Annotated in this window: 24 protein-coding genes; 13 read left to right on the plus strand and 11 right to left on the minus strand. The window is 70.9% G+C overall.

Annotated features, from left to right (window positions below; genetic code table 11):
* Positions 1-15: 15 nt before the first annotated feature.
* The 7 genes from H286_RS0107875 to H286_RS0107905 all read right to left on the minus strand — a co-directional run bounded on the left by H286_RS0107875 (position 16) and on the right by H286_RS0107905 (position 7,409).
* Positions 16-1,260 (minus strand): saccharopine dehydrogenase family protein, encoded by a 1,245-nt coding sequence (locus tag H286_RS0107875; protein WP_020097702.1) that lies wholly within the window; start codon positions 1,258-1,260, stop codon positions 16-18.
* A 22-nt stretch (positions 1,261-1,282) separates the two neighbouring features.
* The gene (locus tag H286_RS0107880) at positions 1,283-2,827 is read right to left on the minus strand and encodes an APC family permease (RefSeq protein WP_020097703.1); all 1,545 of its coding nucleotides are present in this window, start codon (positions 2,825-2,827) and stop codon (positions 1,283-1,285) included.
* A gap of 144 nt (positions 2,828-2,971) precedes the next feature.
* Positions 2,972-3,766: an energy-coupling factor transporter transmembrane component T gene (locus H286_RS0107885; RefSeq protein WP_020097704.1), complete on the minus strand. Its 795-nt coding sequence runs from the start codon at positions 3,764-3,766 to the stop codon at positions 2,972-2,974.
* On the minus strand, positions 3,763-5,505 hold the full coding sequence (locus H286_RS0107890) for an ABC transporter ATP-binding protein (protein WP_020097705.1): 1,743 nt from the start codon (positions 5,503-5,505) through the stop codon (positions 3,763-3,765). Before H286_RS0107890 ends, H286_RS0107885 begins: the two co-directional genes overlap by 4 nt.
* 1 nt (position 5,506) lies before the next feature.
* Positions 5,507-6,061: an ECF transporter S component gene (locus tag H286_RS0107895; protein WP_020097706.1), complete on the minus strand. Its 555-nt coding sequence runs from the start codon at positions 6,059-6,061 to the stop codon at positions 5,507-5,509.
* Between the two features lie 61 nt (positions 6,062-6,122).
* A complete protein-coding gene (locus H286_RS0107900) occupies positions 6,123-7,097 on the minus strand; it encodes a pirin family protein (RefSeq protein WP_020097707.1) in 975 nt (324 codons plus the stop codon).
* Positions 7,098-7,100: 3 nt separating this feature from the next.
* The gene (locus tag H286_RS0107905; RefSeq protein WP_018187956.1) at positions 7,101-7,409 is read right to left on the minus strand and encodes a GNAT family N-acetyltransferase; all 309 of its coding nucleotides are present in this window, start codon (positions 7,407-7,409) and stop codon (positions 7,101-7,103) included.
* A 196-nt stretch (positions 7,410-7,605) separates the two neighbouring features.
* On the opposite strand from H286_RS0107905, the gene H286_RS0107910 reads away from it, so the two are divergent.
* From H286_RS0107910 to H286_RS0107945, 8 genes are all read left to right on the plus strand, one after another.
* Positions 7,606-9,867, plus strand: coding sequence for a carbon starvation CstA family protein (locus H286_RS0107910; RefSeq protein ID WP_020097708.1), 2,262 nt, complete (start codon positions 7,606-7,608; stop codon positions 9,865-9,867).
* A 1-nt stretch (position 9,868) separates the two neighbouring features.
* The gene (locus tag H286_RS0107915; RefSeq protein WP_196800634.1) at positions 9,869-10,105 is read left to right on the plus strand and encodes a YbdD/YjiX family protein; all 237 of its coding nucleotides are present in this window, start codon (positions 9,869-9,871) and stop codon (positions 10,103-10,105) included.
* A gap of 23 nt (positions 10,106-10,128) precedes the next feature.
* A complete protein-coding gene (locus H286_RS0107920) occupies positions 10,129-11,316 on the plus strand; it encodes a sensor histidine kinase (protein WP_018187959.1) in 1,188 nt (395 codons plus the stop codon).
* Positions 11,313-12,032: a LytR/AlgR family response regulator transcription factor gene (locus tag H286_RS0107925; protein ID WP_020097710.1), complete on the plus strand. Its 720-nt coding sequence runs from the start codon at positions 11,313-11,315 to the stop codon at positions 12,030-12,032. The genes H286_RS0107920 and H286_RS0107925 overlap by 4 nt, the downstream gene beginning before the upstream one ends.
* Positions 12,029-12,394, plus strand: a complete 366-nt coding sequence (locus tag H286_RS0107930; RefSeq protein ID WP_020097711.1) for a hypothetical protein — start codon at positions 12,029-12,031, stop codon at positions 12,392-12,394. The genes H286_RS0107925 and H286_RS0107930 overlap by 4 nt, the downstream gene beginning before the upstream one ends.
* On the plus strand, positions 12,391-13,848 hold the full coding sequence (locus H286_RS0107935) for a sodium/solute symporter (protein WP_020097712.1): 1,458 nt from the start codon (positions 12,391-12,393) through the stop codon (positions 13,846-13,848). The genes H286_RS0107930 and H286_RS0107935 overlap by 4 nt, the downstream gene beginning before the upstream one ends.
* A gap of 283 nt (positions 13,849-14,131) precedes the next feature.
* The gene (locus tag H286_RS0107940) at positions 14,132-15,292 is read left to right on the plus strand and encodes a glycoside hydrolase family 3 N-terminal domain-containing protein (protein ID WP_020097713.1); all 1,161 of its coding nucleotides are present in this window, start codon (positions 14,132-14,134) and stop codon (positions 15,290-15,292) included.
* 122 nt (positions 15,293-15,414) lie between these two features.
* Positions 15,415-17,913, plus strand: coding sequence for a DEAD/DEAH box helicase (locus H286_RS0107945; protein ID WP_020097714.1), 2,499 nt, complete (start codon positions 15,415-15,417; stop codon positions 17,911-17,913).
* Here H286_RS0107945 and H286_RS0107950 read toward each other — a convergent pair.
* Positions 17,910-18,452, minus strand: coding sequence for a pyridoxine/pyridoxamine 5'-phosphate oxidase (locus tag H286_RS0107950; protein ID WP_020097715.1), 543 nt, complete (start codon positions 18,450-18,452; stop codon positions 17,910-17,912). The two genes, H286_RS0107945 and H286_RS0107950, sit on opposite strands and share 4 nt — an antisense overlap.
* Positions 18,453-18,505: 53 nt before the next feature.
* Between H286_RS0107950 and H286_RS0107955 the strand changes: the two genes are divergently transcribed.
* Genes H286_RS0107955 through H286_RS0107965 form a run of 3 tightly spaced genes read left to right on the plus strand, consistent with a single transcriptional unit; the run spans position 18,506 to position 19,784 of the window.
* Complete coding sequence (locus tag H286_RS0107955; RefSeq protein WP_020097716.1) at positions 18,506-19,048, plus strand: DUF1697 domain-containing protein; 543 nt, start codon at positions 18,506-18,508, stop codon at positions 19,046-19,048.
* Entirely contained in the window at positions 19,033-19,518 is a 486-nt protein-coding gene (locus H286_RS0107960) for a GNAT family N-acetyltransferase (protein WP_020097717.1), read from the plus strand. Before H286_RS0107955 ends, H286_RS0107960 begins: the two co-directional genes overlap by 16 nt.
* Positions 19,518-19,784: a hypothetical protein gene (locus H286_RS0107965; protein ID WP_018187968.1), complete on the plus strand. Its 267-nt coding sequence runs from the start codon at positions 19,518-19,520 to the stop codon at positions 19,782-19,784. The genes H286_RS0107960 and H286_RS0107965 overlap by 1 nt, the downstream gene beginning before the upstream one ends.
* On the opposite strand, the gene H286_RS0107970 is transcribed toward H286_RS0107965, so the two are convergent.
* Entirely contained in the window at positions 19,781-21,004 is a 1,224-nt protein-coding gene (locus H286_RS0107970; RefSeq protein WP_036324246.1) for an HNH endonuclease signature motif containing protein, read from the minus strand. The genes H286_RS0107965 and H286_RS0107970 overlap by 4 nt on opposite strands.
* Positions 21,005-21,075: 71 nt before the next feature.
* Positions 21,076-21,528 (minus strand): GNAT family N-acetyltransferase, encoded by a 453-nt coding sequence (locus tag H286_RS0107975; protein ID WP_020097720.1) that lies wholly within the window; start codon positions 21,526-21,528, stop codon positions 21,076-21,078.
* Between the two features lie 87 nt (positions 21,529-21,615).
* Here H286_RS0107975 and recQ point away from each other — a divergent pair, with 87 nt between their 5' ends.
* On the plus strand, positions 21,616-23,676 hold the full coding sequence (gene recQ / locus H286_RS0107980) for a DNA helicase RecQ (protein ID WP_020097721.1): 2,061 nt from the start codon (positions 21,616-21,618) through the stop codon (positions 23,674-23,676).
* Positions 23,677-23,697: 21 nt separating this feature from the next.
* On the opposite strand, the gene H286_RS0107985 is transcribed toward recQ, so the two are convergent.
* Positions 23,698-24,141, minus strand: coding sequence for a MarR family winged helix-turn-helix transcriptional regulator (locus tag H286_RS0107985; protein ID WP_020097722.1), 444 nt, complete (start codon positions 24,139-24,141; stop codon positions 23,698-23,700).
* A 59-nt stretch (positions 24,142-24,200) separates the two neighbouring features.
* On the opposite strand from H286_RS0107985, the gene H286_RS0107990 reads away from it, so the two are divergent.
* Positions 24,201-24,569 carry a VOC family protein gene (locus H286_RS0107990; RefSeq protein WP_020097723.1) on the plus strand — a complete coding sequence of 123 codons (369 nt, stop codon included), beginning with the start codon at positions 24,201-24,203 and terminating at the stop codon, positions 24,567-24,569.
* Positions 24,570-24,573 lie beyond the last annotated feature (4 nt).

Genomic DNA, 24,573 nt, shown 5'->3' on the forward strand with positions numbered 1-24,573 from the left:
GGACCTCGCCCCTCCTCAGGCCTCGGACCGTACGGGATGCGGCTGCTCCCGCATGCCCCACGGCGAGCCGTAGCCCTCGGGCTTCGGTGCGGCGAGCAGCTCGAGAAACGGCTTCGCGTCGAACGCCTCGGGACCGAGCACGCCCGTCCCCGACCAGGTGCCGCGGGCGAGCAGCTCGAGCGCGATGACGGGGTTGATCGCCGTCTGCCAGACGACGGCCTGCGAGTTGTCCTCGCGCATCGTCTGCTCGTTGTCGGCCACGTGGTACAGGTACGTCGAGCGCGGCTGCCCGTCCTTGCCGGTTCCCGTCACCCACACGCCGGCGCACGTCTTACCGCTCATCTTGTCGCCGATGGTGGCCGGGTCGGGGAGGGCCGCCGCCACGACGTCGCGCGGTGAGACCTGCACCCCCTTCACGGTCAGCGGGTCGGTCTTGTCGAGGCCGAGCTTGTTGAGCACCCGCAGCACCTCGATGAACTCGTCGCCGAGGCCGTACTTGAATGTCACGCGCTTGGCCTTCGTCCACCGCGGCATGAGGAGCACCTCTTCGTGCTCGACGTTGACGCACTCGACCGGTCCGATCCCGTCGGGGAAGTCGAACACCTCCGGCTCGCTGAAGGGCTCGGTGACGTACCAGCCCTTGCCCTCCTCGTAGATCACGGGCGGGTTCAGGCACTCCTCGATCGTCGTCCAGATCGAGAACGAGGGCGCGAAGTCGTACCCCGCGACGACGAGGTTCGCGCCGTCGCGCACGCCCAGCTCGTCGATCTCGTCGAACAGCTCGTCCTCCGCGTAGCGGGCGAACACGTCCGACAGGCCCGGCTCGACGCCGATCCCGACGAGCGCCAGGCGCCCGGCATCCTGCCACTCCTGCTCCTTCGCGAACTGCGCGTCGCCGAGCTTGACGCCCACCTCCTCATACGGGCGATCCGGATGCCGCTGCGACAGGCTCATGGCCATGTCGAGGTACGTCGCCCCGGCCGCGAACGCGCCGTCGAAGATCGGCATGACGAACCGCGGGTCGACGGCGTTCAGCACGTGGGTGGCGGAGTGCTCGCGGAGGAGGGATGCCACGGACTCGGCGTTCGAGGCATCCACCTGCGCCGCGGCGAACCGCTCGTCGCCGAGCTCGTCCACGAGCGCCTGCGGGCGGGCCGGGTCGTAGTCGGCGATGACGACGGTCTCGAAGAAATCGCGTCGGCGGAGGATGCGGGCGGCGGCACTGCCGACACCGCCCGCGCCGATGATGAGGATGCGCATGCGGAGGGTTCCTTTCGGGCGGTCAGATGCCGCCGTCGATCGAACGGGGGAGCGAGCTGGTGTCGTCGGGGACGAGGACGGGGGTGTCGCGGTTGAGGCTCTCGCCGCGGAAGAAGCGCTTGGCCCGAGGGAAGAAGAACCAGACGACCATGAGGACCGCGCCCAGCGCGAGCGCCCCGATGCCGACCACGAACGTCGAGCCGACCCCGAGCAGAGTGCCGTAGTAGCTGTAGTCGGGGGCCAGCATGTCGATCGCCGACTGGATGAACGCGTACGTCAGCATGAGCGCGCCGATGAGCGGGAACAGCCCCTTGAAGAAGAAGTCGCGCGCGGAGCGGAAGAGGTCGGCCCGGAAGTACCAGACGCACGCGTACCCCGTGATGGCGTAGTAGAAGGCGATCGCGAGGCCGAGGGAGAGGATCGTGTCCTGCAGGATCGCGTCGCTGATCGTCGTCATCACGACGTAGTAGACGATCGCGACGACGCCCATGACGAGCGTCGAGAACGACGGGGTCCGGTAGTCGGGGTGGACGTCCTTGAACTTCGCGGGCAGCGCCCGGTAGACGCCCATCGCGAGGGTGCCGCGGGCGGTCGGGAGGATCGTGGTCTGCGTCGACGACACGGCCGAGATGAGCACCGCCACCACCAGAAGCCACCCCCACGGACCGAGCAGTCCGTCGCGGATGCCGAGGAAGAAGTCGTCCGCGTTCTCGGGATTGCCGAGCCCGCCGCCCTCTTCGCCGATGCCCGCGTACATCATCGCGGCGATCGTGACTGAGACGTAGGTGACGAGCAGGAGCACGCAGGTGAGCAGGGCCGCCAGTCCCGGGATGCGCTTGGGGTCCTTCGTCTCCTCGTTGAGGGCGAGGCACGTGTCCCAGCCCCAGTAGATGAAGATCGCGAGCAGGATCGCCTCGACGAACCCGCCCCAGTCGCCGAAGGCGAACGGGTTCAGCCACTCCCAGCTGAACGGCGTCGCCGCCGGTGCGTCGCCAGCGAAGAACTGCGTCAGGGCGGCGATGACGAAGACGATGAGGGCGAGGTACTGGATGCCGAGCAGCACGTTCTGGATGCGCTCGCCGATCTCGACCCCCCGCCACGAGATCCAGGTCATCGCCGCGATGAAGGCGACGGCCACGACGATGATGCGCCAGTCGTTCTGCTCCTCGAACTCCTGCCCGAGGAGCGCCCAGAAGTACACCGAGCCGACCTGAGCGAGGTTCGCGAGCACGATCATGCCGGCGATCGCGACGCCCCATCCGCCCATCCAGCCGACCCACGGCCCGAACGCCTTGGTCGCCCACGTGAACGCCGTCCCGCAGTCGGGGACGGCGTTGTTGAGCTCGCGGTAGGCGAAGGCGATGAGCAGCATCGGGATGAACGCGATCACGAACGCGATCGGCGCCTGCCCGCCGACGGCGAGGACGACGTAGCCGAGCGTCGCGACGAGCGAATAGACCGGCGCGGTCGAGGCCAGGCCGATGACGGTCGAGCCCCAGAGGCCGAGCGTGCCGGCGGCGAGCCCCTTGCCGTCCGGCCGGGTCAGGTGAACGGGTGTCGTGGTCACGCGGGCCTCCTCAGAAACGCGAGCCGCTCCCGCGATCGGGTGCGGCCTGCGGCATCGGGAGCGTCGGGCCCTGCGGGAAAGTTGCCTCACAGTAGCACCGGGTTCCTCGCGGCACGAGACCCGATTTCAGGAGGCCCGGTGCGCTCAGAGACCCCAGGGGAACAGCGCCGCGAGCGTCGCCGCCGACACCGCCCAGAACGCCAGCACGAAGACGGTGTCGCGGCGCCGCCAGGGCAGCAGGTACCGCTCGGTGCGGTCGGGGTGGGCGCCGAAGGCGCGGGCGTCCATCGCCAGGGCCACGCGCTCCGCGTGCCGGATCGCTCCGGCCAGCAGCGGCACCACGTAGCCGGCGCCACGGGCGACGGCGGCGAACGGGCCGCGTCCGCCGTGCGCGCCCCGCACCCGATGCGCCTGGCGGATCAGTTCGAGCTCGTAGGCGAACCGCGGCACGAAGCGGATCGCCGCGAGCGCCGCGTAGCCGATGCGGTACGGCACGCGCAGCTGCTGCACGGATGCGCGGACGAGGTCCGGCCCCGTCGTCGTGAGGCCGGCGATGAGCCCCAGGGCGAGGATCGCGGCGAGCCGTGCGCCCGTCGCGAGACCCACCTCGACCGCGCCGGCGTGCAGGGTCCACGCGCCGACCCGCAGCACCGCCGGGGTGTCGTCGACGAGCGCGGCATCGACCCACAGTCCGAGCGCGAGACCCATGATCGCCGCACCGATCGGGAGGCCGACGAACAACAGGGCGGCGACGCGCCACGACATCCGTCTGCCGACGAGGAGCAGCAGATAGGCCAGCGCGAGGAACGTGAGCGGCGTGACGAGGTCACGCGCGACCACGAGCACGATCATCGCCGGAAGCGGCGCAGCCAGCTTCGCGAGCGGCGAGAGATGGGCGAGGAAGCCCGGCGATCCGGCCGCGGAGGGGTCGACCGTCATCCGCGTCCTCCGGCGAGGTCGCGGAGCGCCGTGATCCCTGCGAGCTGCGGATGCCGGGTGACGCCCCGCAGCGCCCGTTGCAGCGCGGGGCGCCGCAGCCCCGCCTCGCGGAGCAGGGCCTCGTCGGCGAAGACGTCGCGGGTCGCGGCATCCGCCCTGATCCGACCGTCGTGCACGACGACGGTGCGCTCGGCGTACTCGGCGACCAGCTGCATGTCGTGCGTCACGACGATGACCGTCGTGCCCGCCTCGTTGAGGTCGCGGAGCAGCTGCAGCAGCTCGTCGGCGCGCGCGCGGTCCTGCCCGAACGTCGGCTCGTCGAGAGCGAGCACGGGCGCGCCGGCGATGAGCGCCGTGCCGACGGAGAGGCGCCGCTTCTGGCCGCCGGAGAGCAGGAACGGGTGCACGTCGGCCTTGGCCTCGAGGCCGAACCGCGCGAGCATCCGCGTCGTGCGGGTGCGGATCTCGGCGTCTTCGAGGCCGCGGCCGCGCAGGCCGTGGGCGAGCTCGTCGAAGACGGTGTGGGCGATGAACTGGTGCTCGGGGTTCTGGAAGACGAAACCGATCCGGCGCGACAGGTCGCGGAGCGCGGTGGTCGCGGGGTCGGCGCCGTCGACCCGCACGGTGCCATGGGGCGGTGCGAGCACGCCCGCGATCGCCTGCACGAGGGTCGTCTTGCCGGCCCCGTTCGCACCGACGACGGCGACGAACTCGCCTGCCCCGATCGTCAGGTCGACGTCGTGCAGCACCGTCCGCCGCCCGCGCCGCAGCGTCAGGCCGCTCACCTCGACCGCCGGGTGTGCCGAGTGCAGGTCGGGACGGGGCTCCGGGCGCTCTTCGACCCGCCCGAGCAGCGAATCACCTGCGCGGGGCACCGGAGCGTCGGCCGATTCGAGCGCCTCGTGCAGCTCGGGCGGGGTCAGGGGCAGCCGCGGCAGGTCCCAGCCCGCTCGGCGAAGGGCGAGGGCGGCCATCGTCGAGACGGGCAGCCACACGCCGAGGGCGTCGAGCTCATCGGCGCGGTCCCGCAGCACCTCGTCCACGCCGCCGTCGGCGATCGTGCGCCCGTCCGCGTCGAGCACGACGACCCGGTCGGTGAGCTCGGCGGCGGCGTCGAGGTCGTGCTCCACGAGCAGAACCGACCGGCCGTCGGCGGCGACGTCGCGGAGGGCCGCGTACACATCCTCGATGCCGGCCGGGTCGAGGTTCGCGGTCGGTTCGTCGAGGACGAGCAGCTCGGACCTCATCGCCAGCGCGCACGCGATCGCGAGCCGCTGCTTGCCTCCGCCCGATAGGCGGTCGGGGTTCTCCGCGCGCCTGTCCCACAGCCCGACCCGGCGGAGTGCCTGCTCGGTGCGGGCGAGCACCTCGGCCACCGGCATCTGCAGGTTCTCGGGACCGAAGGCGACCTCGTCGAAGACGCTCCCCGTCACGAGCTGCGCGTCGGGGTCCTGGAACACCATGCCGACGTGGCGAGCGAGGGTCGCCACCGGTGTCTCGCGGGTCGACAGGCCGCGCACCGTGACGGTCCCTTCGAGCCGCGCCGGCACGGCCTGCGGGATCAGCCCGTTGGACGCGAGCGCGAGGGTCGACTTCCCCGATCCGCTCGGACCCAGCAGCAGGACGACCTCACCGGGGCGAACGTCGAACGAGACGGATGCCGGTGCCGCGGCATCCGCTCCCTCGTGCGTGATCGCGACGCCGCGCAGATGCAGCAGCGGCGCCGGGTCGTCGGGCACGTCAGCCGGTCCTGACTCCGCGGGCGACGCCCGCCCGGCGCAGGCGCTCGCCGAGGGCGAGTCCCGCGGCCGTCCAGAGGATCGGGCCGGCGAGGGCGATGACCAGGTAGGCGATCTGGGCCCACACGGCGAGCTTGCCGAGGTCGGCGGCCGCGAAGACGACGGCGGCGACGAGGACGCCGATCACGAGGGCCGCGGTGAAGAAGCGCCACGCGCCCCACGAACGGTAGCGGGTGAGGGCGGCGACGCCCTCCTGGATCGCGCCGAACAGGAGGGCGGTGCCGACGAAGCGCCAAATCCATGCCGGGTTGACGGCGCTGGCGACGAGGGCGGCGAGCACGTGGGTCGTGAGGGCGACGAGCGGCAGGCGGAACACCTGCTGGGCGATGATCCCCGGCAGCACGTGCGATCCGAGCACGAGGCCGTACGCCCACGGGGCGCCGATGAGCACGAGAGGGGTGATCGCGCCCGCCACGCCGCCCAGGAGGCCGGTGGCCACCCCGAGCGCCGCGCATACGAGCAGCACGCGCGTGGACAGCAGGGGGGTCCGGGCCACGGTTTCAAGGCTATCCGCGCAGGGTGAACCGCCGGGCCGTGCGCGGGCCGTGGAAAACCGCTCAGAGACGCCGGCGACGTTTCGTGAGGCGCACCGTGGGCAGCGGGGGCGCCGGGATCCGCTCGTCGCCGTGCGTGACGACGTGTCCGAAACGCGGCGAGTCCGCCTCCCACTCGTCACGTGCGGCGACGATCTCCTCGTGGCTGCGCCCGACGAAGTTCCACCACATGACGATGTCGCTCTCGAACGGTTCGCCGCCGAGCACGAAGACCGTGACGTCGGTCGGTGCCTCGATCTCGATGACCTCTCGTGCGAGGCCCAGGTAGAGCAGGTCGTGGTCGCCGAGCGTCACGGACTCCTCGTCTCCGGCGTGGACGAGAGGAGCCCCGTCGACCCCGACGAGGGCGTGCTCCCACGCGGGGTTCAGTGGAATCCGCACCCGGGTCCCCGCGGGGATGAACACCTCCGCGCCGACGATCGGCGTGTACATCGTGGCGGGAGAGTGGATGCCGGCGAGCTCGCCGACCACGACGACCGCCGCTGCGCCGTCGCCCAGGTCCACGACGGGCAGGTCGGTGTGTCTCTCGAAATCGGGCCCGCCGTGGCGGCGCGACTCGGGGAGCGCGACCCAGAGCTGGAGGGCGTCGGTGACGGTGGGCTCGTCGCCCATCGAGTACTCGGAGTGGGCGATGCCCGCCCCGCTGGTCATGATGTTCAGCTGCCCGCGCTTGATGACGACGTCGGAGCCGATCGTGTCGCGGTGGCGGGTCTCGCCCGCGAAGGGCCACGTGACGGTCTGCAGCCCGATGTGCGGGTGGGGTTCGACGCGCATCGTCGTCACCTGAGGGCCGAACCGATCGAGGAAGCACCAGGCGCCGACCATCGGCAGCTCGCGCTGCGGCAGGGCGCGGTGCACCTGCATGCCGCGGACGCCGCCGAGGGGGACTTCGCGCGCGGTCAGCAGCAGTGCGCGCGGGCCGTCACAGGATGCCGGGGCGTCTACGGTCTCGGTCGGGTCGGCGTCGAGGCGGGTCATCCCTCACTCCGCGTCGGGGGAGGCGACCGTGAGGCCGGGGACGTCGTGCTCCGAGAGGTAGCCCGCGACGAACGGGCACTCGGGGACGACCGTCGCGTGCCGGTCGGCGAGGTCCGACAGGGCGTCGGCGACGAGGGTCGAGCCGAGACCCTGACCCTTGTAGGCCGGGTCGATCTTGGTGTGGGGCATCACGGTGCGGCCCGCGTCGTCGGTCGTGAAGAGCGTGTAACCCGCCACCGCCCCGTCGACGTGGATCTCGTAGCGGTTCTTCTCATCGTTGCGCGTGACCGTCGGTGCGGCGTCGTGTGCCACAGGGACCCCCTCTGTCGTGTGGGATCAACCGTAAGCGGCGTGACTGCCTTCCCGCCAGGACTGGACAGCGCGAGGTCCGACCGCTCGTCGCGCCGACCGTGCCGCTCGTCGCAGCGCCCATCGACCGCGCCCGGGGGAGCGGCATCCGTCTTCCTACCCTGACGTGTACGCAAAGACGCGCCCGAAGGAGTCGCCCATGTCTGCACCGTCGCGCCGTGGCAAGGCCGCCACGCTCGAACCCGATCCCTCCCTTCCCCCCGTCGCCCTCACCGAGGAGCAGAAGACCAAGGACGGCCGCTGGACGCCGCTGAAGATCGTCGTCTGGGCGCTCATCGCCCTCGCCGGTGGTCTCGGCTGGACGATGCTCGCGATCGTCCGCGGTGAGACCGTCAACGCGATCTGGTTCGTGTTCGCCGCCGTCGCGACCTACCTGATCGGCTACCGCTTCTATTCGAAGGTCATCGAGAAGCATCTGCTGCGCCCCGACGACCGTCGGGCCACCCCGGCAGAGGTGAAGCAGGATGGCAAGGACTACGTCCCCACCGACCGTCGCGTCCTCTACGGCCACCACTTCGCCGCTATCGCCGGTGCCGGCCCGCTCGTCGGTCCCGTGCTCGCGGCGCAGATGGGCTTCCTCCCCGGCACCATCTGGATCATCGTCGGCGTCGTGCTCGCCGGCGCCGTGCAGGACTACACCGTCCTGTTCTTCTCGATGCGCCGCGGTGGCCGGACGATCGGTCAGATGGCCCGCCAGGAGCTCGGCCGCATCGGCGGCACCGCCGCGATCGTCGCGTCGCTGCTGATCATGCTGATCATCGTCGCGATCCTCGCCCTCGTCGTCGTCAACGCGCTCGGCGAGAGCCCGTGGGGCGTCTTCTCGGTGTCGATGACGATCCCGATCGCCCTGTTCATGGGCCTCTACCTGCGGTACCTCCGCCCCGGCAAGGTCACCGAGGTCTCGATCATCGGCTTCGTCCTGCTGATCGCGGCGATCGTCGCCGGCGGCTGGGTCGCCGAGACCGCGTGGGGTCAGGAGTTCCTGCACCTCGACCGCAGTGTCATCGCCTGGGGCATCATCATCTACGGCTTCATCGCCGCGGTCCTCCCCGTCTGGCTGCTTCTCGCCCCGCGCGACTACCTGTCGACGTTCATGAAGATCGGCGTCATCGTGATGCTCGCGGGCGCGATCGTCCTCGTCCGTCCCGAGATCACCGTCCCCGCCGTCACCGACTTCGCGATCGCAGGAACCGGGCCGGTGTTCGCAGGTCCCCTGTTCCCGTTCCTGTTCGTGACCATCGCGTGCGGTGCGCTCTCGGGCTTCCACGCGCTCATCGCGTCGGGCACGACCCCCAAGCTCGTCGAGAAGGAGCGGCAGACGCGCTTCATCGGCTACGGCGGCATGATCATGGAGTCCTTCGTCGCGATCATGGCCCTCGTCGCCGCGATCTCGATCGACCAGGGCATCTACTACGCGATGAACGCCTCGGCCGCCTCGACGATGGGCACCGTGGAGGGCGCGGCCGCGTTCGTGAACTCGCTCGGCATCACCGGAGTGAACCTCACCCCCGACATGCTGACGAGCACCGCGGCGGCGGTCGGCGAGGAGTCGATCGTCTCGCGCACCGGTGGTGCGCCGACCCTCGCGCTCGGTCTCGCGCACATCATGCAGCAGGCCCTCGGCGGCCAGGCGATGATGGCGTTCTGGTACCACTTCGCGATCATGTTCGAGGCGTTGTTCATCCTGACGGCAGTGGATGCCGGTACGCGCGTCGCGCGCTTCATGCTGCAGGACTCGATCGGCCACTGGGTCCCCAAGTTCCGCGATGTCTCGTGGCGTCCGGGCGTGTGGATCACAACGGCGATCATGGTCGCCGGCTGGGGAGCGATCCTCATCCTCGGTGTGACCGACCCGCTCGGCGGCATCAACACGTTCTTCCCGCTGTTCGGCATCGCCAACCAGCTGCTCGCCGCGATCGCGCTCGCCGTGGTCCTCGCGATCATCGCGAAGCGCGGCCCGTCGTACGTCCGGTGGCTGTGGATCGTCGCCCTGCCGCTCGCGTTCGCGGCGGTCGTGACGATCACCGCGTCGGCGTACAAGATCTTCTCGCCGAACCCGGCGATCGGATACTGGTCGAACCACTTCCGCTACCGCGACGCGCTCGCTCAGGGCGACACGACGCTCGGCGAGCCGGCGGTCATGGAGGCCGTCATCCGCAACACCTTCGTGCAGGGCACCCTGTCGATCGTGTTCGTGACCCTCGCGATCATCGTGATCATCGCCGCCGTGTGCGTCACGATCGCCGCGATCCGCCGCGGCGGCGGCGAGAACCACGAGGACGAGGCGGTGCCCTCGCGCCGCTTCGCTCCCGCCGGGTTCATCGGCACGGCTGCCGAGCGCGAGCTCGAGAAGCAGTGGGAGCCGATCCTCGCCGACGAGCGCACCGCGAACCGGCACTGACATGAGTACACGGACGGATGCCGCGGTCTCGCCGATGCGGGCGATGCTCGACCTCGTGCTGCGGGCGGGTCGCGGCATCCGCTGGTACGTGACGACCCTCATGGGCGACACGGCGTACGCGACGTACGTCGCGCACCACCGCCGGGTGCACCCGGATGAGGAGCCCATGACCGAGCGGCAGTTCTGGCGTCAGAAGATGGACGACCAGGACCGCAACCCGGGCGCCCGCTGCTGCTGACGCCCGCGATCTAGGCTCGTCGCATGACCGATGCCGTCGTCCTCGCCGCTCTGCTCGGCGTGGTCGGCGGCATCGTGCTGTCCGCCCTGCTGCTCCTCGCCCGCCGCTACGCCCGGGGCGCGGGAGGGCTCGGCAGCGAGGCCGAGGAGGCCACCTACCGTGCCCTCCACCAGGCGAGCCTCGCGGCGCCCTACCTGCGCGGCGGGCTTGCGACCCCCGACGTCGCGCGCGCCGCGCGGCACCTGCGGGCCGTGCTCGGCAGCCCCGCCGTCATGCTCGTGGTCGGCGACGTCGTCGTCGCCCGCGACGGACAGACCGAGGGGCTGGATGCCGCGGCCCACCGCATCGCGGCGCAGGTCGCCGAGACCGGCAAGCGCCGCGTCTTCCCGCGCGCCGAGGGCGGGGACGGGCTCGAAGCCGTCGGCGCGCCGATCCGTGTGGACGGCGCCGTCGCGGGCGTGCTGGTCGCCTTCGCCGCCCCCGTGCGGGCCGCGCTCGTCCGCGCGGCGGGGGAGGTCGCCGAGTGGTGCGCCGCGCAGGCGACGCTCGGGGAGTTGGATGCCTCGCGCGCTGCACTCGCCGAAGCCGACCTGCGTGCGCTCCGGCAGCAGATCTCGCCGCACTTCATCTACAACGCGCTCACCGCGATCGCTTCGTTCATCACGACCGATCCGCCTCGCGCACGCGAGCTGGTGCTGGAGTTCGCCGACTTCACGCGGTATTCGTTCCGGCGCCAGGGGGAGTTCACGACGCTGGCGGAAGAGCTCCGCAGCATCCACTCCTATCTCGAACTCGAGCGGGCGCGCTTCGGCGACCGCCTCACCGTGACGCTGCGGATCTCGCCCGAGACGCTGTCCACCGTCATCCCGTTCCTGTCGGTGCAGCCGCTCGTCGAGAACGCCGTCCGACACGGGCTCGAGCCGGGGGAGGGCGGGGGGACGATCCTCATCGCCTCGGAGGATGCCGCGACCCACACCGAGATCACGGTCGAGGACGACGGCGCGGGCATGGACCCGGACGAGCTGCACGCGCTCCTGACGCGTGCCGGCGATGCGGCGAACGTGGGCCTGCGGAACGTCGACACCCGGCTCCGGCAGCTCTACGGAGCCGAGGGCGGACTCGTCGTCGAGACGAACACGGGCGCCGGTACCCTCGTGCGCATGCGGATCCCGAAATCGCAGCCGCACCACCTGACGCGAGGCGAGGAGTGAGCGTCGTGATCGACGTCCTGGTCGCCGACGACGAGAAGCCCGCGCTCGACGAGCTCGCCTTCCTGCTGCGCGGCGACGACCGCATCGGAGAGGTGCTCACGGCGTCGTCGGGAGCCGAGGCGCTGCGCCTGCTCACCGAGAGGCCGGTCGCGGCGGCTTTCCTCGACATCCACATGCCCGGGCTCTCGGGTCTGGACCTCGCGACCGCGCTGAGCGCGCTGGCGTCCCCGCCGGCCGTCGTCTTCGTGACCGCGGACGACGCGCACGCCGTCGACGCGTTCGAGCTGCGCGCGCTCGACTACCTGCTGAAGCCCGTGCGCCTCGAACGGCTGCGCCGCGCCGTCGACCGCATCGCGCAGAACGACCGTCCCACCGAGTCCGACGAGGTGCTGCCCGTCACCGTCGGCTCCGCCGTGCGGTTCGTGCACCGCCGCGACGTCCGCTGGGTGCGCGCCGAGGGCGACTACACCCGCCTGCACACCGACGGCGACTCCGGGCACCTCGTCCGCATCCCGATCTCGGAACTCGAGTCGCGGTGGGCGGATGCCGGTTTCGTCCGGATCCATCGCTCGTTCCTCGTGCGCGCGGCATCCGTCACCGAGGTCCGACTCGCGGGAGCGGAACCGACCGTCTGGGTCGGCGAGACCGCGCTGCCGGTGAGCCGGCGCCTGCTCCCGGCCGTCCGTGACGCCCTCGTCGGCCGGAGCGGGTCGTGAGCGCTCAGCGTGTGCGCGTCACCGCCGGGGCGGGGCGTCCGGGGGCACCGACCCGCGGCATCGCACTGCCGGGCACGCCCGTCGACGACGCCGAGGCCGCGTACGCGAGAGCGCTCCGCCGCTCGCAGCTGCGGCTGGCCGTGGGGACCGTCCTCGGGTTCGTGACCGTCGCCGCCGCCCTGCTCGCGGTGCTGGCGCTCGTTCCCGAACTCGACGAGATCGCGCTGCTCGGCGTTCCGCTGTCGTGGCTGCTGCACGCGTTCGGGTTCTACCCCGTGATCGCCGGGTTCGCGATCCTCTACGTCCGCGGCGCCAACCGCAACGAGCGGCGCTGGCGGGCGCTCCGGGACGAGGAGGCGTGAACGCGCTGCTCGACCTCGTCGCGGTCGCGGCCGTCGTCGGCGCGACCGTTCTCATCGGCGCGTACGGCCTGCGGATCTCGCGGACCACGAGTGACTTCTTCGTGGCATCCCGCACCGTCAGGCCCGTCTGGAACGCCTCCGCGATCAGCGGGGAGTACCTCTCGGCCGGGACCTTCCTCGGGCTGTCGGGACTCGTCCTGCTGAGCGGTGCCGAGGGGTTCTGGTTCCCCATCGGGTACGCCGCCGGCTACCTGCTCGTGCTGCTGTTCGTCGCGGCGCCGCTGCGTCGGAGCGGCGCGTACACGATCCCCGACTTCATCGAGGCGCGGCTCGAGTCCCGGGCGGCCCGGAGAGTGACGAGCGCCGCGTGCCTGCTCATCGGCTGGCTGTACATCGTGCCGCAGCTCCACGGCGCCGGCATCACGCTGGAGGTCGTGGCCGACGTCCCGCCGTGGGTCGGTGCAGTGCTCGTCGCGGTCCTGGTCGCCGCGGCCGCCGCGGCCGGCGGCATGCGGGCGATCACCTACGTGCAGGCGTTCCAGTACTGGCTCAAACTCACGGCGCTGCTCGTGCCCGCCGTGCTCATCGTGTTCGCGGTCGGCGGGGGTGCGCGCGACATCGACCCGCTCGTAGTCTTCCCCGCCGAGGCCGGGCCCTCGGGGCTCGACGCCTACGCCGCGGGATCGCTGCTGCTCGCACTGCTCCTCGGCACGATGGGCCTTCCTCACGTGCTCGTGCGGTTCTACACGAGCCCCACGGGCGGGTCGGCGCGGCGGACCACGGTGCTCGTCATCGTGATGGTCAGCGCCTTCTATGCCGTGTCGAGCGTGATCGGGCTGCTCGCACGGGTCGTCGCCCCCGATCTCGCCCAGCCGGGCATCGCCGACACCGTCGCGCTCGTCCTGCCCGCGCGGGTGTTCCCCGGTCTCGCGGGGGAGCTCCTCACCGCGCTCGTCGTCGCCGGTGCGTTCGCCGCGTTCCTCGCGACGTCGGCGGGGCTCACCGTCTCGCTCGCCGGCGTCATCAGCCAGGACGTGTTCTCGGGATCGGTCCGCTCGTTCCGGCTGTCGGCCGTCCTCGTCGCCCTCGTGCCACTCGCCATCGCCCTGCTGACCCAGCCGGCAGGACTCGTGGCCTCGGTCGGCGTCGTCTTCGTGTTCGCGGCATCCGCTCTGTCACCCGTCCTGCTGCTGTCGATCTGGTGGTCGCGGCTGACGGCGCGCGGCGCGGTGGCGGGAATGATGACCGGCGCGGTCGCGTGCGGCCTCGCGTTCGTCGTGCACGCGGCGGTCGGCGGAGTCGGCGTCGCCGCTCCGCTGCTTGCGCAGCCCGCCGCGTGGACCATCCCGCTGGCCACCGTCGTCACCGTCGTCGTCTCGCTCACCGACCGCGCCGGCGCACCCGTGCGAGCCGCCGCCTACCTCGCGAGACTGCACACGCCCGGGCGCGGCTGAGGCGCGCGTGTAGGCGAGGGCGCGTGTCGGGCGATCCGGTGCGCCTCTCCACGCGTTCGGTAGCCCCGCTGCCACGCGTTCGGTAGCCCCGCTGCCACGCGTTCGGTATTCAGTCTCGAGGCCGACCGGTGACGGGTGGGTGCCTGGAAATGCGGTGCGGCGCGGCCTTATGAGCATCCGCCGAGACTGAATACGGAACAGCGAGCCCGGCGCACGACGGCCGGTGCAGGCGCAGAATGTCTGTGTGCCTCGGTCGTGGAGATGGTCCGTACTCGCCACGGTGATGGCCGCGTCGATCCTTGCAGGGTGTGCCGCCTCTCCCACGGGGTCCTCGTCGCCGTCCGTCGCACCCTCCTCCGGGGCGTCACCATCGGCGCCCTCTCCCGCCACGTCGCCCTCGGCGGTCCCATCGCCGTCCCGGACGCCGGACGCGATCGACGCACTCTCGCTCGAGCAGCGGGTCGGCCAGCTCTTCATGGTCGGGACCCCCGCGACCACGGCGTCGCCAACGGCGCTGGCCGCCGTCCGCGACCGGCACGCCGGCGGCATCTTCCTGAGCGGGCGATCGCATGCGGGGGTCTCCGGTACGGCGGAGGTGGTCGCACGGTTCACGGCACTCGACCATCCCGAGGGGGCTCCGCTCTGGGTCGCGACCGACCAGGAGGGCGGCGAGGTCCAGGTGCTGCGCGGGCCGGGGTTCGATGCGATGCCCTACGGCATACGCCAGGCCGACCTGCCGTCCGATCAGCTGCAGGCGAAGGCCGAGGCATGGGGGCGCGAGCTCGCCGACGCGGGAGTCAACCTCGATCTCGCCCCCGTCGCCGACATCGTCACGAGCGAGGCGACCCGTTTCGACAACCCGCCGATCGGCGGGTACGGCCGCCAGTACGGCTACGACGCGTCGACCGTCGCCGACAAGGTGGGCGCCTTCGCGGACGGGATGCGGGATGCCGGCATCCTCCCCACGTTCAAGCACTTCCCGGGCCTCGGCCACGTGTCCGCGAACACCGACACCACGGCTGACGTCGTCGACAGGGCGGTGACGCCGGACGGTCCGGACGTCGACCTCTACCGGCCGCTCACTGCGGCGGGTCCGTCGGCGGTGATGGTCTCGTCGGCGATCTACGACCGGATCGACGGATCCACCCTGGCGGTGTTCTCGCCGAAGGTCGTGGGGCTCCTCCGGAGCGAGGTCGGCTTCGACGGTGTGGTGTTCTCGGACGACCTCTCGGGCGCGGTGGCCGTGTCGGCCTGGTCGCCCGCTGACCGCGCCGTGAAGGCGATCTCGGCCGGCGTCGACGTGGTGCTCGTCTCGGCGAAGCCGTCGGTGTTCCCCGCGATGTACGACGCGGTGCTTGCGAAGGCGAAGGCCGACCCGCAGTTCGCCGCACAGGTCGACGCCGCCGCCGCTCGCGTGCTTGCGGCGAAGGCCGACATGCCCTGACGCACTCGGGCCTGTGCCGAGTGCAGGGCGAGACGCCCCTGCGGAGCCGTTCGAGGGCGTCCGGGGTCGATCGGACCTGCACTGGGCACGCCGTCCCGCCGCCGGTGGGGCAGACTCGTGGGATGACCTCGACGCTCCGGGACCGCATTCCGGCGGGGTCGACCCCCGACGCCGTCTACGAGGGCTTCCTCGAATGGACGATCGAGCGTGGCATCGACCTGTATCCGGCGCAGGATGAAGCGGTCCTCGAGCTCGCGTCCGGATCGCACGTGATCCTCGCGACGCCGACCGGCACGGGCAAGTCGCTCGTCGCCGTCGCGGCACACGCGGCATCCCTCGCCCGCGGCGGCCGCACGTACTACACGGCTCCCATCAAAGCCCTCGTCAGCGAGAAGTTCTTCGCTCTCGTCGACATCTTCGGACCGGATGCCGTGGGCATGGTCACGGGCGATTCGTCGGTGAACCCCGACGCGCCGATCATCTGCTGCACCGCCGAGATCCTGGCGAACGTCGCACTGCGGCTGGGTCCCGACGCGGAGATCGACCAGGTCGTGATGGACGAGTTCCACTACTACGGCGACCCCGACCGCGGGTGGGCATGGCAGGTGCCGCTGCTGCTCCTCCCGAAGGCGCAGTTCCTGCTGATGTCGGCCACCCTCGGCGACGTCACGGTCATCAAGACCGACCTCGAACGCCGCACCGGGCGAGCGGTCGCGCACATCGCGGGTGTCGAGCGCCCGGTGCCGCTGGACTACTCCTACGCCCGGCGGCCCGTGCACGAGGTGGTGGAGGGGCTGCTCGAGAACCGCGAGACGCCGGTTTACATCGTCCACTTCTCGCAGGCCGCGGCGCTCGAGCGGGCGCAGGCGCTGTCGAGCGTGAAGCTCACGACCCGCGAGCAGCGCGACGAGATCGCCGACGCCATCGGCGGGTTCCGGTTCACGACCGGATTCGGCAAGACGCTGTCGCGGCTGGTGCGCGCCGGCATCGGCGTGCACCACGCCGGGATGCTGCCGCGGTACCGGCGGCTCGTCGAGACGCTCGCGCAGCGCGGGCTCCTCCGCGTGATCTGCGGCACCGACACGCTCGGCGTCGGCATCAACGTGCCCATCCGCACCGTGCTGATCACGGCGCTGTCGAAGTACGACGGGACGAAGATGCGCCAGCTCTCGGCGCGTGAGTTCCACCAGATCGCCGGACGCGCAGGGCGGGCGGGGTACGACACGCACGGCAGCGTCGTCGTGCTGGCCCCGGAGTGGGAGATCGAGAACGCCGTCGCTCTCGCGAAGGCCGGGGACGATGCCGCCAAGCGCAAGAAGATCGTCCGCAAGAAGGCGCCGACCGGCGTCGTGAACTGGGGCGAGGGCTCGTTCGAGCGTCTGGTCGCGGCGGAGCCCGAACCGCTGTCGCCGCAGCTGAAGCTGACCTCGGCGATGCTGATCAACGTCATCGGACGTGGCGGCGACGTGTTCGCGAACGTCCGCTCCCTCGTCTTCGACAACCACGAACCGCGCGCCCGGCAGTACGAGCTGGCCCGCCGGGCGATCGCGCTGTTCCGCACCCTCACGGCGGCGGACATCGTGGTGGCTGATGCCGACGGCATCCGTCTCACCGTCGACCTGCAGCCGAACTTCGCGCTCAACCAGCCGCTGTCGCCGTTCGCGCTCGCCGCGATCGACCTGCTGTCCCCGGACGACAGCGAGACGGGGACGGGTCACTACGCGCTCGACGTGGTGAGCGTGATCGAGTCGACGCTCGACGATCCGCGCGCGATCCTGTCGCAGCAGGAGTACAAGGCGCGCGGCGAGGCGGTCGGCGCGATGAAGCGCGACGGCATCGAGTACGACGAGCGCATGGAGCTGCTCGAGTCGGTGACGTGGCCGAAGCCGCTCGCGGAGTTGCTGGCGCAGGCGTACGAGACGTTCGCGTCGAGTCAGCCGTGGGTGCGGGACTTCGAGCTGTCGCCGAAGTCGGTCGTCCGCGACATGTTCGAGCGGGCGATGTCGTTCGGCGAGTTCGTGTCGTTCTACCAACTGGGGCGGAGCGAGGGCCTGGTGCTGCGGTACCTGTCCGACGCGTACCGGGCGATCCGGCAGACGGTGCCCGCCGAGGCGCGCACCGACGAGTTGCTCGATCTCATCGAGTGGCTCGGTGAGTTGGTGCGTCAGGTCGACTCGAGTCTCGTCGACGAGTGGAACGCGCTCATTAACCCGGCCGCCGACCCCGAGGCGCCGGTCGTTCCGCCCGCGCCGCCGTCGATCATCGCGAACCGGCGCGCGTTCGTCGTGCTGGTGCGCAACGAGATGTTCCGGCGTGTGCAGCTCGCCGCGCTGCAGAACGACGACGCGCTGGTCGAATTGGATCCGGATGCCGGTTGGCCCGAGGTCCTCGACCGTTACTTCGACGACCACGACGAGATCTTGACGGGCGGCGCCGCGCGCAGTCCCGGCCTGTGTGTCTTCGACGAGTCGGATGCCGCGAACGGCATATGGCGCGTCGAGCAGATCGTCGACGACCCGGCGGGCGACCACGACTGGCGGATCCGCGCAGAGGTGGACCTTGAGGCATCCGTCGAGGAGGGCGCTGCGGTCGTCCGGGTGACCGAGGTTGTGAGGCTCTAGACCTCGCGGGTCCAGTCGTCGCCGTCGCGCGTGAAGACGATGCGGACGTGGCGGCGGTCGGGCGAGCCCTGCCAGAACTCGATGCGCTCGGGGACGAGACGCCAGAGCGCCCATTCGCCGGGTCCGAGGAGTGCGCCGGCGGGGCTGCCGGCGATGTCGGCCGCGCTCTCGGCTGGTGCGGCTTCGTGCACGGTTCCGCGCACGCGCACCGCGCGCATGACCGGTTGCCACCAGAAGGTCAACGCGGCGGCGGGATTCTCGGCGAGCTGGCGCCCCTTCGCGGATGAGCGCGGGCCGGCGAACTCCCACCCGTCGGCGCTGACGCCCTTGAGGATGAGGGTCCGCGCGTCCGGGCGGCCAGCGGCATCCGCCGTCGCGAGGGTGGCGGCACGCACTTCGGGGATGCCGGCGTCGGCGGAGGCGCGGATCCAGCGGTCGAAGAGGTCGTGAGGGTCGGCCGGGAGGTCGGACAGATCGAGGGGCGGCGGGGTTCCGATGAGGGACGGTTGGTCGCGAAGCCAGCGCGTGAGCTCGTTCATGTCTTCATCCTGCTCCCTCGCGGGCTGTCGGCCGGTCCGGGCAGACTGGGCGGGTGACGACGTATCTGGCCTTCTTGCGGGCGATCAACCTCGGTGCGAAGCGGGTGTTCCCGAAGGAGGACATCCGCCGTGTCGTCGAGGCGGCGGGGTTCGAGGGTGTCGAGACGCACATCAACACGGGGAACGTGCGCTTCGATTCGCGGATGCGGTCGCGCGAACGGATCGAGCAGACGCTGGAGCAGGCGTTCGCCGCCGACCGGGGATTCGAGGTGCCGACGATCGTCTACTCCGCTGCGGAGTTCCGCGAGGTCGCTCGGCAGACCCGTGAGCTGGCCGAGGCGAATCCGGGGCTCGCCCGCCACTACGTGTATCTGCTGAAGGACGAGCCTGCGGCGTCGCAGACCGCCGACATCGAGGCGCGGGCCGATGAGCGCGGCCGGATGGTGGTGCGGGGGCGCGCGGCGCATGCGCTGCTGCAGCCCGGGTATCAGGACGGGGCGGTCGACCCGCTGGGCGCGGCGAAGCTGCTGGGCGTGGCGACGAACCGGAACGTGAACGTGATCGGCGCGCTGGCCGAGAAATGGGCCGGAGCGTGAGCGTGGTGGTCCGCGAACCGCAGCTGACGGATGCCGCGGCGGTCGCAGCCCTGCACGTGGCCGCCTGGCGTGAGACGTATGGGCATCTCCTCCCCGCGAGCTATTTCACCGACGAGGTGGCGGAGCGTCGGCTGCGGATGTGGACGCAGATTCTCTCCGACCGGCGGCCGGCGCATGTCGTCCGTATCGCCGAGGAGGACGACGAGCTGATCGGGTTCGCGATGTCCGGTGAGTCGGATGCCGGTGGCCGTCAGCTGTACATGCTCTACGTCCTGGCGGCGCATCACGGGACGGGTCCGGGTCAGGCGTTGTTCGAGGCGGTGCTGGCCGACGGGCCCGCGTCGTTGTGGGTGGCGCGGGAGAATCCGCGTGCGATCGCGTTCTACCGGCGCAACGGCTTCGCGTTCGACGGTGCGGAGCAGTCCGACCCGGGGACGCCCGGCATCGTCGAAGCCCGGATGGTGCGGTGATGCTCGGGGTGGAGGCTGTGCTGTCGGCACTGAATGAGGCGGACCCGTACGGGCTGCAGCCGGGATCGCCGGCGGGTGTGCCGGTGGACGAGTACGCGCGTGAGGCGCGCGACATCGCCGAGATCCTGGCGCAGCAGGGACGCGTCTCGCAGGACGACGTCGACGGCATCTGGGAGTCATGGTTCAACGAACCTCTCGTCGACGTGATCGGGATCGCCGAGGTCACCGCGCTCGTCGCACGGATGAACAGCCTCGCTCGGCCCTAGAACGGTGGTGGGTCGGTGGTGAACTGCGGGATGCGTCGTTCGGGCTTTACGAGGTAGATCCGGCCGGCGGGTGAGGTCCATTCGAGTGCGCCGCCGGGTTTGGCTGTGACCTGCCAGTCGGTGTGGTGTTTGAGGGTGTGATGCCCGCGGCAGAGGGGCGCGAGGTTGGTGGCGTCGGTGTGTCCGCCGTGATGCCAGTCGACGGTGTGGTCGATGTCGCACCGATCCGCCGGGATCCCGCAGCCGGGGGCCATGCACCGGGCAGCGCGCCACGCGACGAGCCGGCGGAGGTCGGCCGGAGGCCGGTAGTGCTCTCGTCCGACGGAGAGAACCACGCCGGTCTCAGGGTGGGTGAGGACCCGCATCCACCCGGATGCCGCCCCGCACAACTCCCGGGCACGGTCGAGCGGGATCGGGCCGACGCCGTCGACGTGCGCGGCAGGGCCGTCACCGTTCAGGAGTGTGAGAGCGGGCACCGTGACCGTGACGGTCGGGCGGATCCCGCGCACGGTGTTGGGAAGAGACGCGGTCTCCCCGTCGATGAGCAGGTCGCCGAACACGTCTGCGCGCTTCTGGTCGAGTGAACGTTCGTCGTCGAGGGTCTTCGCGATGGCGGTCAGCCGCCCGTGGATCGCGTGCGCTTCGACGGCGGGGAGGTGCGCGGTCAGCCACGCCATCCCGTCCACGCCGGGTTCGACGCGCACGCGCCGGTGGGCGACGGCATCCGCGTGACGTTTCGCGATCGTCGCTTCACGCTCCCGGTCGACGATGCATCGCACTGCGCGGCGGAACGGCCCGGTCGGCATCTCCTCCGCGAGTGCGAGCACTTCGGACACCAGCTCGTCGCGGACGATCTCGAGCTCATCGAGGCCGTCGACGATGATCGTCGCGTGCGTGTCGGTGATATCCGCGTGGCTCATCGCCTCCCACACCGCCGGGTACCGCTTCACCAACGCCCGCCCGACCCCCATGAGACGTCCCGCGGCGTGCTCGCTGATCCGCAACGCCGACGCGACTTCGAGGCGCACCGACCGTTCCACCAGCACCGACGCACCCTCATCCCGGGTCACCGCGCGGATCGCGTCATCCCACAACTCGACGATGCACGCATACCGCTGCGCCGCATGGATCGTCGCCATGTCCGCGCTCAACACAACCCAGTCCAGGGTCGTCGGGATCCCCTCGGGGACCTCATCGACATACGGGGAAGGACTGGACATAGTCCCAGACTAGAAGGGGGTTCCGACATCGGTTCTGGCACGTGGCGCCCCCGGCATCCGCCCCTCTTCCCCTACCCCAGCCCCCGCGTCCACGCGACCTCACGAACCAACTGCCCGGTCTCGGTGAACGTCCGCACCTGATGGGTCTCCGCCAGGACCCGAGCGAGCTCCGAACGGTCCGCCGCCGCAAAGCCCAGCGACTGCCAGAACGCACCCGACCGGCGGCTGAACAGCCACGCCGTCGTCGCGCCCTCCGCAGCGGCGTGTTCGAGCGCGAAACCGGCCATTTCGGTGCCTCGGCCGCGCGTGCGCGACGAGGCCGCGACGGCCACGCTCCGGATCAGCGCGTGCCGTCCGTCGCCGCTCAGCTCGTAGCCCGTGCTCGCGACGATGCGACCCGCCTCATCGCGCTCGACCCAGAGACGCACCGTGGGCGCGTCCAGCCCTGTCACGGTCAGGTCGACCTCACGCAGGAACGCCTCGACCTCACCGGCATCCGCCGCCGTGCACCTGATCAGTTCCATGACCGCCCCTCCTCCCCATCCTCGCAACCTCGTGGACGCTCTCCACATCCGCAGACCGTGTCGGATGCCGCGGCTAGGGTTGACCGGGTGAATGACGGCGGATGGCAGAACGACCCCTACGCCGATCTCGTGTGGGATCCCGACGACGTTCCGCCGCCGGACGACTTCGACTCGCCGCCGCCGCCCGACCCGCGGTACGACGACTACGCCGCGTCCGTCGCCCGCGCCACGCGCTCCGAACCCACCCGCGCCCAGCCCACCCGCCCCGCGGCCCCGCAGCAGCGCACCTCCGCACCCCCGGCATCCGTCCTGCGTCTCGAACGGCGCGACCACGTCGGCGACGACCCGGTCAAGGTGCTCACCGAGGTCTTCGGCTACACGGCGTTCCGCGGCGATCAGGGTGACATCGTCTCGCACGTCATCGCGGGCGGCGACGCGGTCGTCCTCATGCCCACCGGTGGCGGCAAGTCGATCACGTACCAGGTGCCTGCGCTCGTCCGTCCCGGCACGGGCCTCGTCGTCAGCCCCCTCATCGCGCTCATGCACGACCAGGTCGACGCGCTCATCGCCAACGGCGTCCGCGCCGCCTTCCTGAACTCCACGCAGAGCCCGGCCGAGCGTGCCGGTGTCGAGCAGGCGCTCCTCGACGGTGAACTCGACCTCATCTACGTCGCCCCCGAGCGGCTGTCCGTCCCCGCGACGACCGCGCTCCTGCAGCGCGCCCAGCTCAGTGTCATCGCGATCGACGAGGCGCACTGCGTGTCGCAGTGGGGTCACGACTTCCGCCCCGACTACCTCGCGCTCGGCGACCTCGCCGAACGGTTCCCCGGCGTTCCGCGCATGGCACTCACCGCGACCGCGACGCGCGCCACGCACACCGAGCTCACCGAGCGTCTGCACCTGCCCGATGCGCGCCACTTTGTCGCGAGCTTCGACCGGCCGAACATCCAGTACCGCATCGAGCCCAAGGTCGACTTGCGTCGCCAGCTCGTGCAGTTCGTCCGCTCGCAGCCCGAAGGCTCCGCCGGCATCGTGTACGCGCTGAGCCGCAAGTCCGTCGAGCAGACGGCGGAGTATCTGCGGACGCAGGGTCTCGACGCCCTGGCCTATCACGCCGGGTTGGATGCCTCGATCCGCGCCCGGCATCAGTCGCGCTTCCTCCGCGAAGACGGCGTCGTCATGGTCGCCACGATCGCGTTCGGCATGGGTATCGACAAGCCCGACGTCCGCTTCGTCGCCCACATCGACCTGCCCAAGTCCGTCGAGGGCTACTACCAGGAGACCGGTCGCGCCGGCCGCGACGGCGAGCCCGCGGTCGCCTGGATGGCCTACGGCCTCGGCGACGTCGTGCAGCAGCGCCGCCTCATCGACCAGTCGCCCGGTGACCGCACCTACAAGATGCGCATGGGTCAGCACCTCGACGCGATGCTCGGCCTCTGCGAGACGGTCTCGTGCCGACGCCAGAACCTCCTGAACTACTTCGGACAGTCGTCGGATGCCTGTGGCAACTGCGACACCTGCCTCACCAAACCCGACACCTGGGACGGCCTCATCGCCGCTCAGAAGCTCCTCTCGACGATCGTGCGACTTCAGCGGGAGCGGAATCAGGCGTTCGGCGCCGGGCACCTCATCGACATCGTCCGCGGCGCCTCGACCGAGCGCATCCGCCAGCAGGGGCACGACAAGCTCTCGACCTATGGGATCGGGAGCGACCTGTCCGAACAGGACTGGCGCTCGGTCGTGAGGCAGCTCCTGGCCCGCGGCATCCTGGTCGCACAGGGTGAGTACGGTGTCCTGACGGTCGGCGAGGCCGGCGCGTCGGTGCTCCGCGGCGCGGAGCCGGTGCCGCTGCGCCGCGACGTCCTCGGCCGCACCGGCGGCGGATCGACTCGCGCGAAGAAGCAGTCGGCCGCCGACGCGCTGCCCGAGGGTGACCGCGACCTCTTCGAGGCGCTCCGCGCGTGGCGTGCCGAGCAGGCGAAAAAGCAGGGCGTTCCCGCGTACATCGTCTTCGGCGATGCGACCCTGCGCGCCCTCGCCGAGCACCGTCCGACGTCGGTCGCCGACCTCGACGGCATCACCGGCATCGGTGCGAAGAAGCGCGAGGCGTACGGCGAGGCCGTCGTCGCCGTCATCGCCGAAGCCTGAGCGAGTCTGAGCCGAGCCGGATCAGCCCTCCCGCAGCGCCCGCGTCATGCGGGAGAGCACGTCGAACGCCTGAGCGCGCTCGTGCTCAGACAGCTCGGCCAGCATCCGATCCTCCACGGCTTTGACCACGGCACTCGCGTGCTCCCGACGCCGCTGCCCGGCGTCGGTCAGCGTGACCGGCAGCACACGACCCTCCACCGCCGTTGTCGGCCTCGTCACAAGACCCTCGCGCTCCAGCGTCTGCAGGAGGACGTTCATGCTCTGCCGTGTCACGAAGGCGCCCCGAGCGAGATCCGAGTTCGACGACCCGGGACGCTGCGCGAGGATCTCGAGGCACGAGTACGCGGTCACGGTCAGCTCGAGCGGGCGGAGAGCATCCTCCATTGCGACCCGCAGCGCGGTCGCCGCTTCCTTCAGGAGATAGCCGAGCGACGTCGGCAGATCGATCTCGTCGGACTGGACCATGTCAGTATTCTGACATACACTCATCCGTGTCAGATAACTGACATACGAAAGGATGCCTCATGCCCGCCATCGGACCCGACTTCATCTCCCTGCAGGTCAGCGACCTCGACGCCTCGCAGCGGTTCTACGAGCACTATCTCGGCCTCGTCCGCTCGCCCGCCGGCCCTCCGCACGCCGTCGTGTTCGACACCGCGCCGATCGCCTTCGCGCTCCGCGACATCGTGCCCGGCACCGACCTCGCCTCGGCCGCCCACCCCGGAATGGGAGCTGCGATCTGGCTGCGCGCGACCGACGTTCAGGACGTCCATGACGCGCTCGCCGCAGACGGCCACGAGATCGTCGCAGTGCCCATCGACGGTCCGTTCGGCCGGACGTTCACGTTCGCCGACCCGGACGGCTACCGGATCACCCTGCACGACAAGGCCTGAACCC

The organism is Microbacterium sp. 11MF (genome assembly GCF_000383475.1).
In the GTDB taxonomy this organism is placed as follows: domain Bacteria; phylum Actinomycetota; class Actinomycetes; order Actinomycetales; family Microbacteriaceae; genus Microbacterium; species Microbacterium aquilitoris.

What these genes read in the sequence shown, in the direction of transcription:
- H286_RS0107990 (WP_020097723.1), top strand. Translation starts at nt 24,201, where the DNA reads ATGCCCGCCATCGGACCCGACTTCATCTCCCTGCAGGTCAGCGACCTC.
- H286_RS0107985 (WP_020097722.1), bottom strand. Translation starts at nt 24,141, where the DNA reads ATGGTCCAGTCCGACGAGATCGATCTGCCGACGTCGCTCGGCTATCTC.
- H286_RS0107940 (WP_020097713.1), top strand. Translation starts at nt 14,132, where the DNA reads ATGGCCGCGTCGATCCTTGCAGGGTGTGCCGCCTCTCCCACGGGGTCC.
- H286_RS0107885 (WP_020097704.1), bottom strand. Translation starts at nt 3,766, where the DNA reads ATGACGGTCGACCCCTCCGCGGCCGGATCGCCGGGCTTCCTCGCCCAT.
- H286_RS0107900 (WP_020097707.1), bottom strand. Translation starts at nt 7,097, where the DNA reads ATGACCCGCCTCGACGCCGACCCGACCGAGACCGTAGACGCCCCGGCA.
- H286_RS0107965 (WP_018187968.1), top strand. Translation starts at nt 19,518, where the DNA reads ATGCTCGGGGTGGAGGCTGTGCTGTCGGCACTGAATGAGGCGGACCCG.
- H286_RS0107950 (WP_020097715.1), bottom strand. Translation starts at nt 18,452, where the DNA reads ATGAACGAGCTCACGCGCTGGCTTCGCGACCAACCGTCCCTCATCGGA.
- H286_RS0107975 (WP_020097720.1), bottom strand. Translation starts at nt 21,528, where the DNA reads ATGGAACTGATCAGGTGCACGGCGGCGGATGCCGGTGAGGTCGAGGCG.
- H286_RS0107910 (WP_020097708.1), top strand. Translation starts at nt 7,606, where the DNA reads ATGTCTGCACCGTCGCGCCGTGGCAAGGCCGCCACGCTCGAACCCGAT.
- H286_RS0107970 (WP_036324246.1), bottom strand. Translation starts at nt 21,004, where the DNA reads ATGTCCAGTCCTTCCCCGTATGTCGATGAGGTCCCCGAGGGGATCCCG.
- H286_RS0107920 (WP_018187959.1), top strand. Translation starts at nt 10,129, where the DNA reads ATGACCGATGCCGTCGTCCTCGCCGCTCTGCTCGGCGTGGTCGGCGGC.
- H286_RS0107915 (WP_196800634.1), top strand. Translation starts at nt 9,869, where the DNA reads ATGAGTACACGGACGGATGCCGCGGTCTCGCCGATGCGGGCGATGCTC.
- H286_RS0107875 (WP_020097702.1), bottom strand. Translation starts at nt 1,260, where the DNA reads ATGCGCATCCTCATCATCGGCGCGGGCGGTGTCGGCAGTGCCGCCGCC.
- H286_RS0107945 (WP_020097714.1), top strand. Translation starts at nt 15,415, where the DNA reads ATGACCTCGACGCTCCGGGACCGCATTCCGGCGGGGTCGACCCCCGAC.
- H286_RS0107960 (WP_020097717.1), top strand. Translation starts at nt 19,033, where the DNA reads ATGGGCCGGAGCGTGAGCGTGGTGGTCCGCGAACCGCAGCTGACGGAT.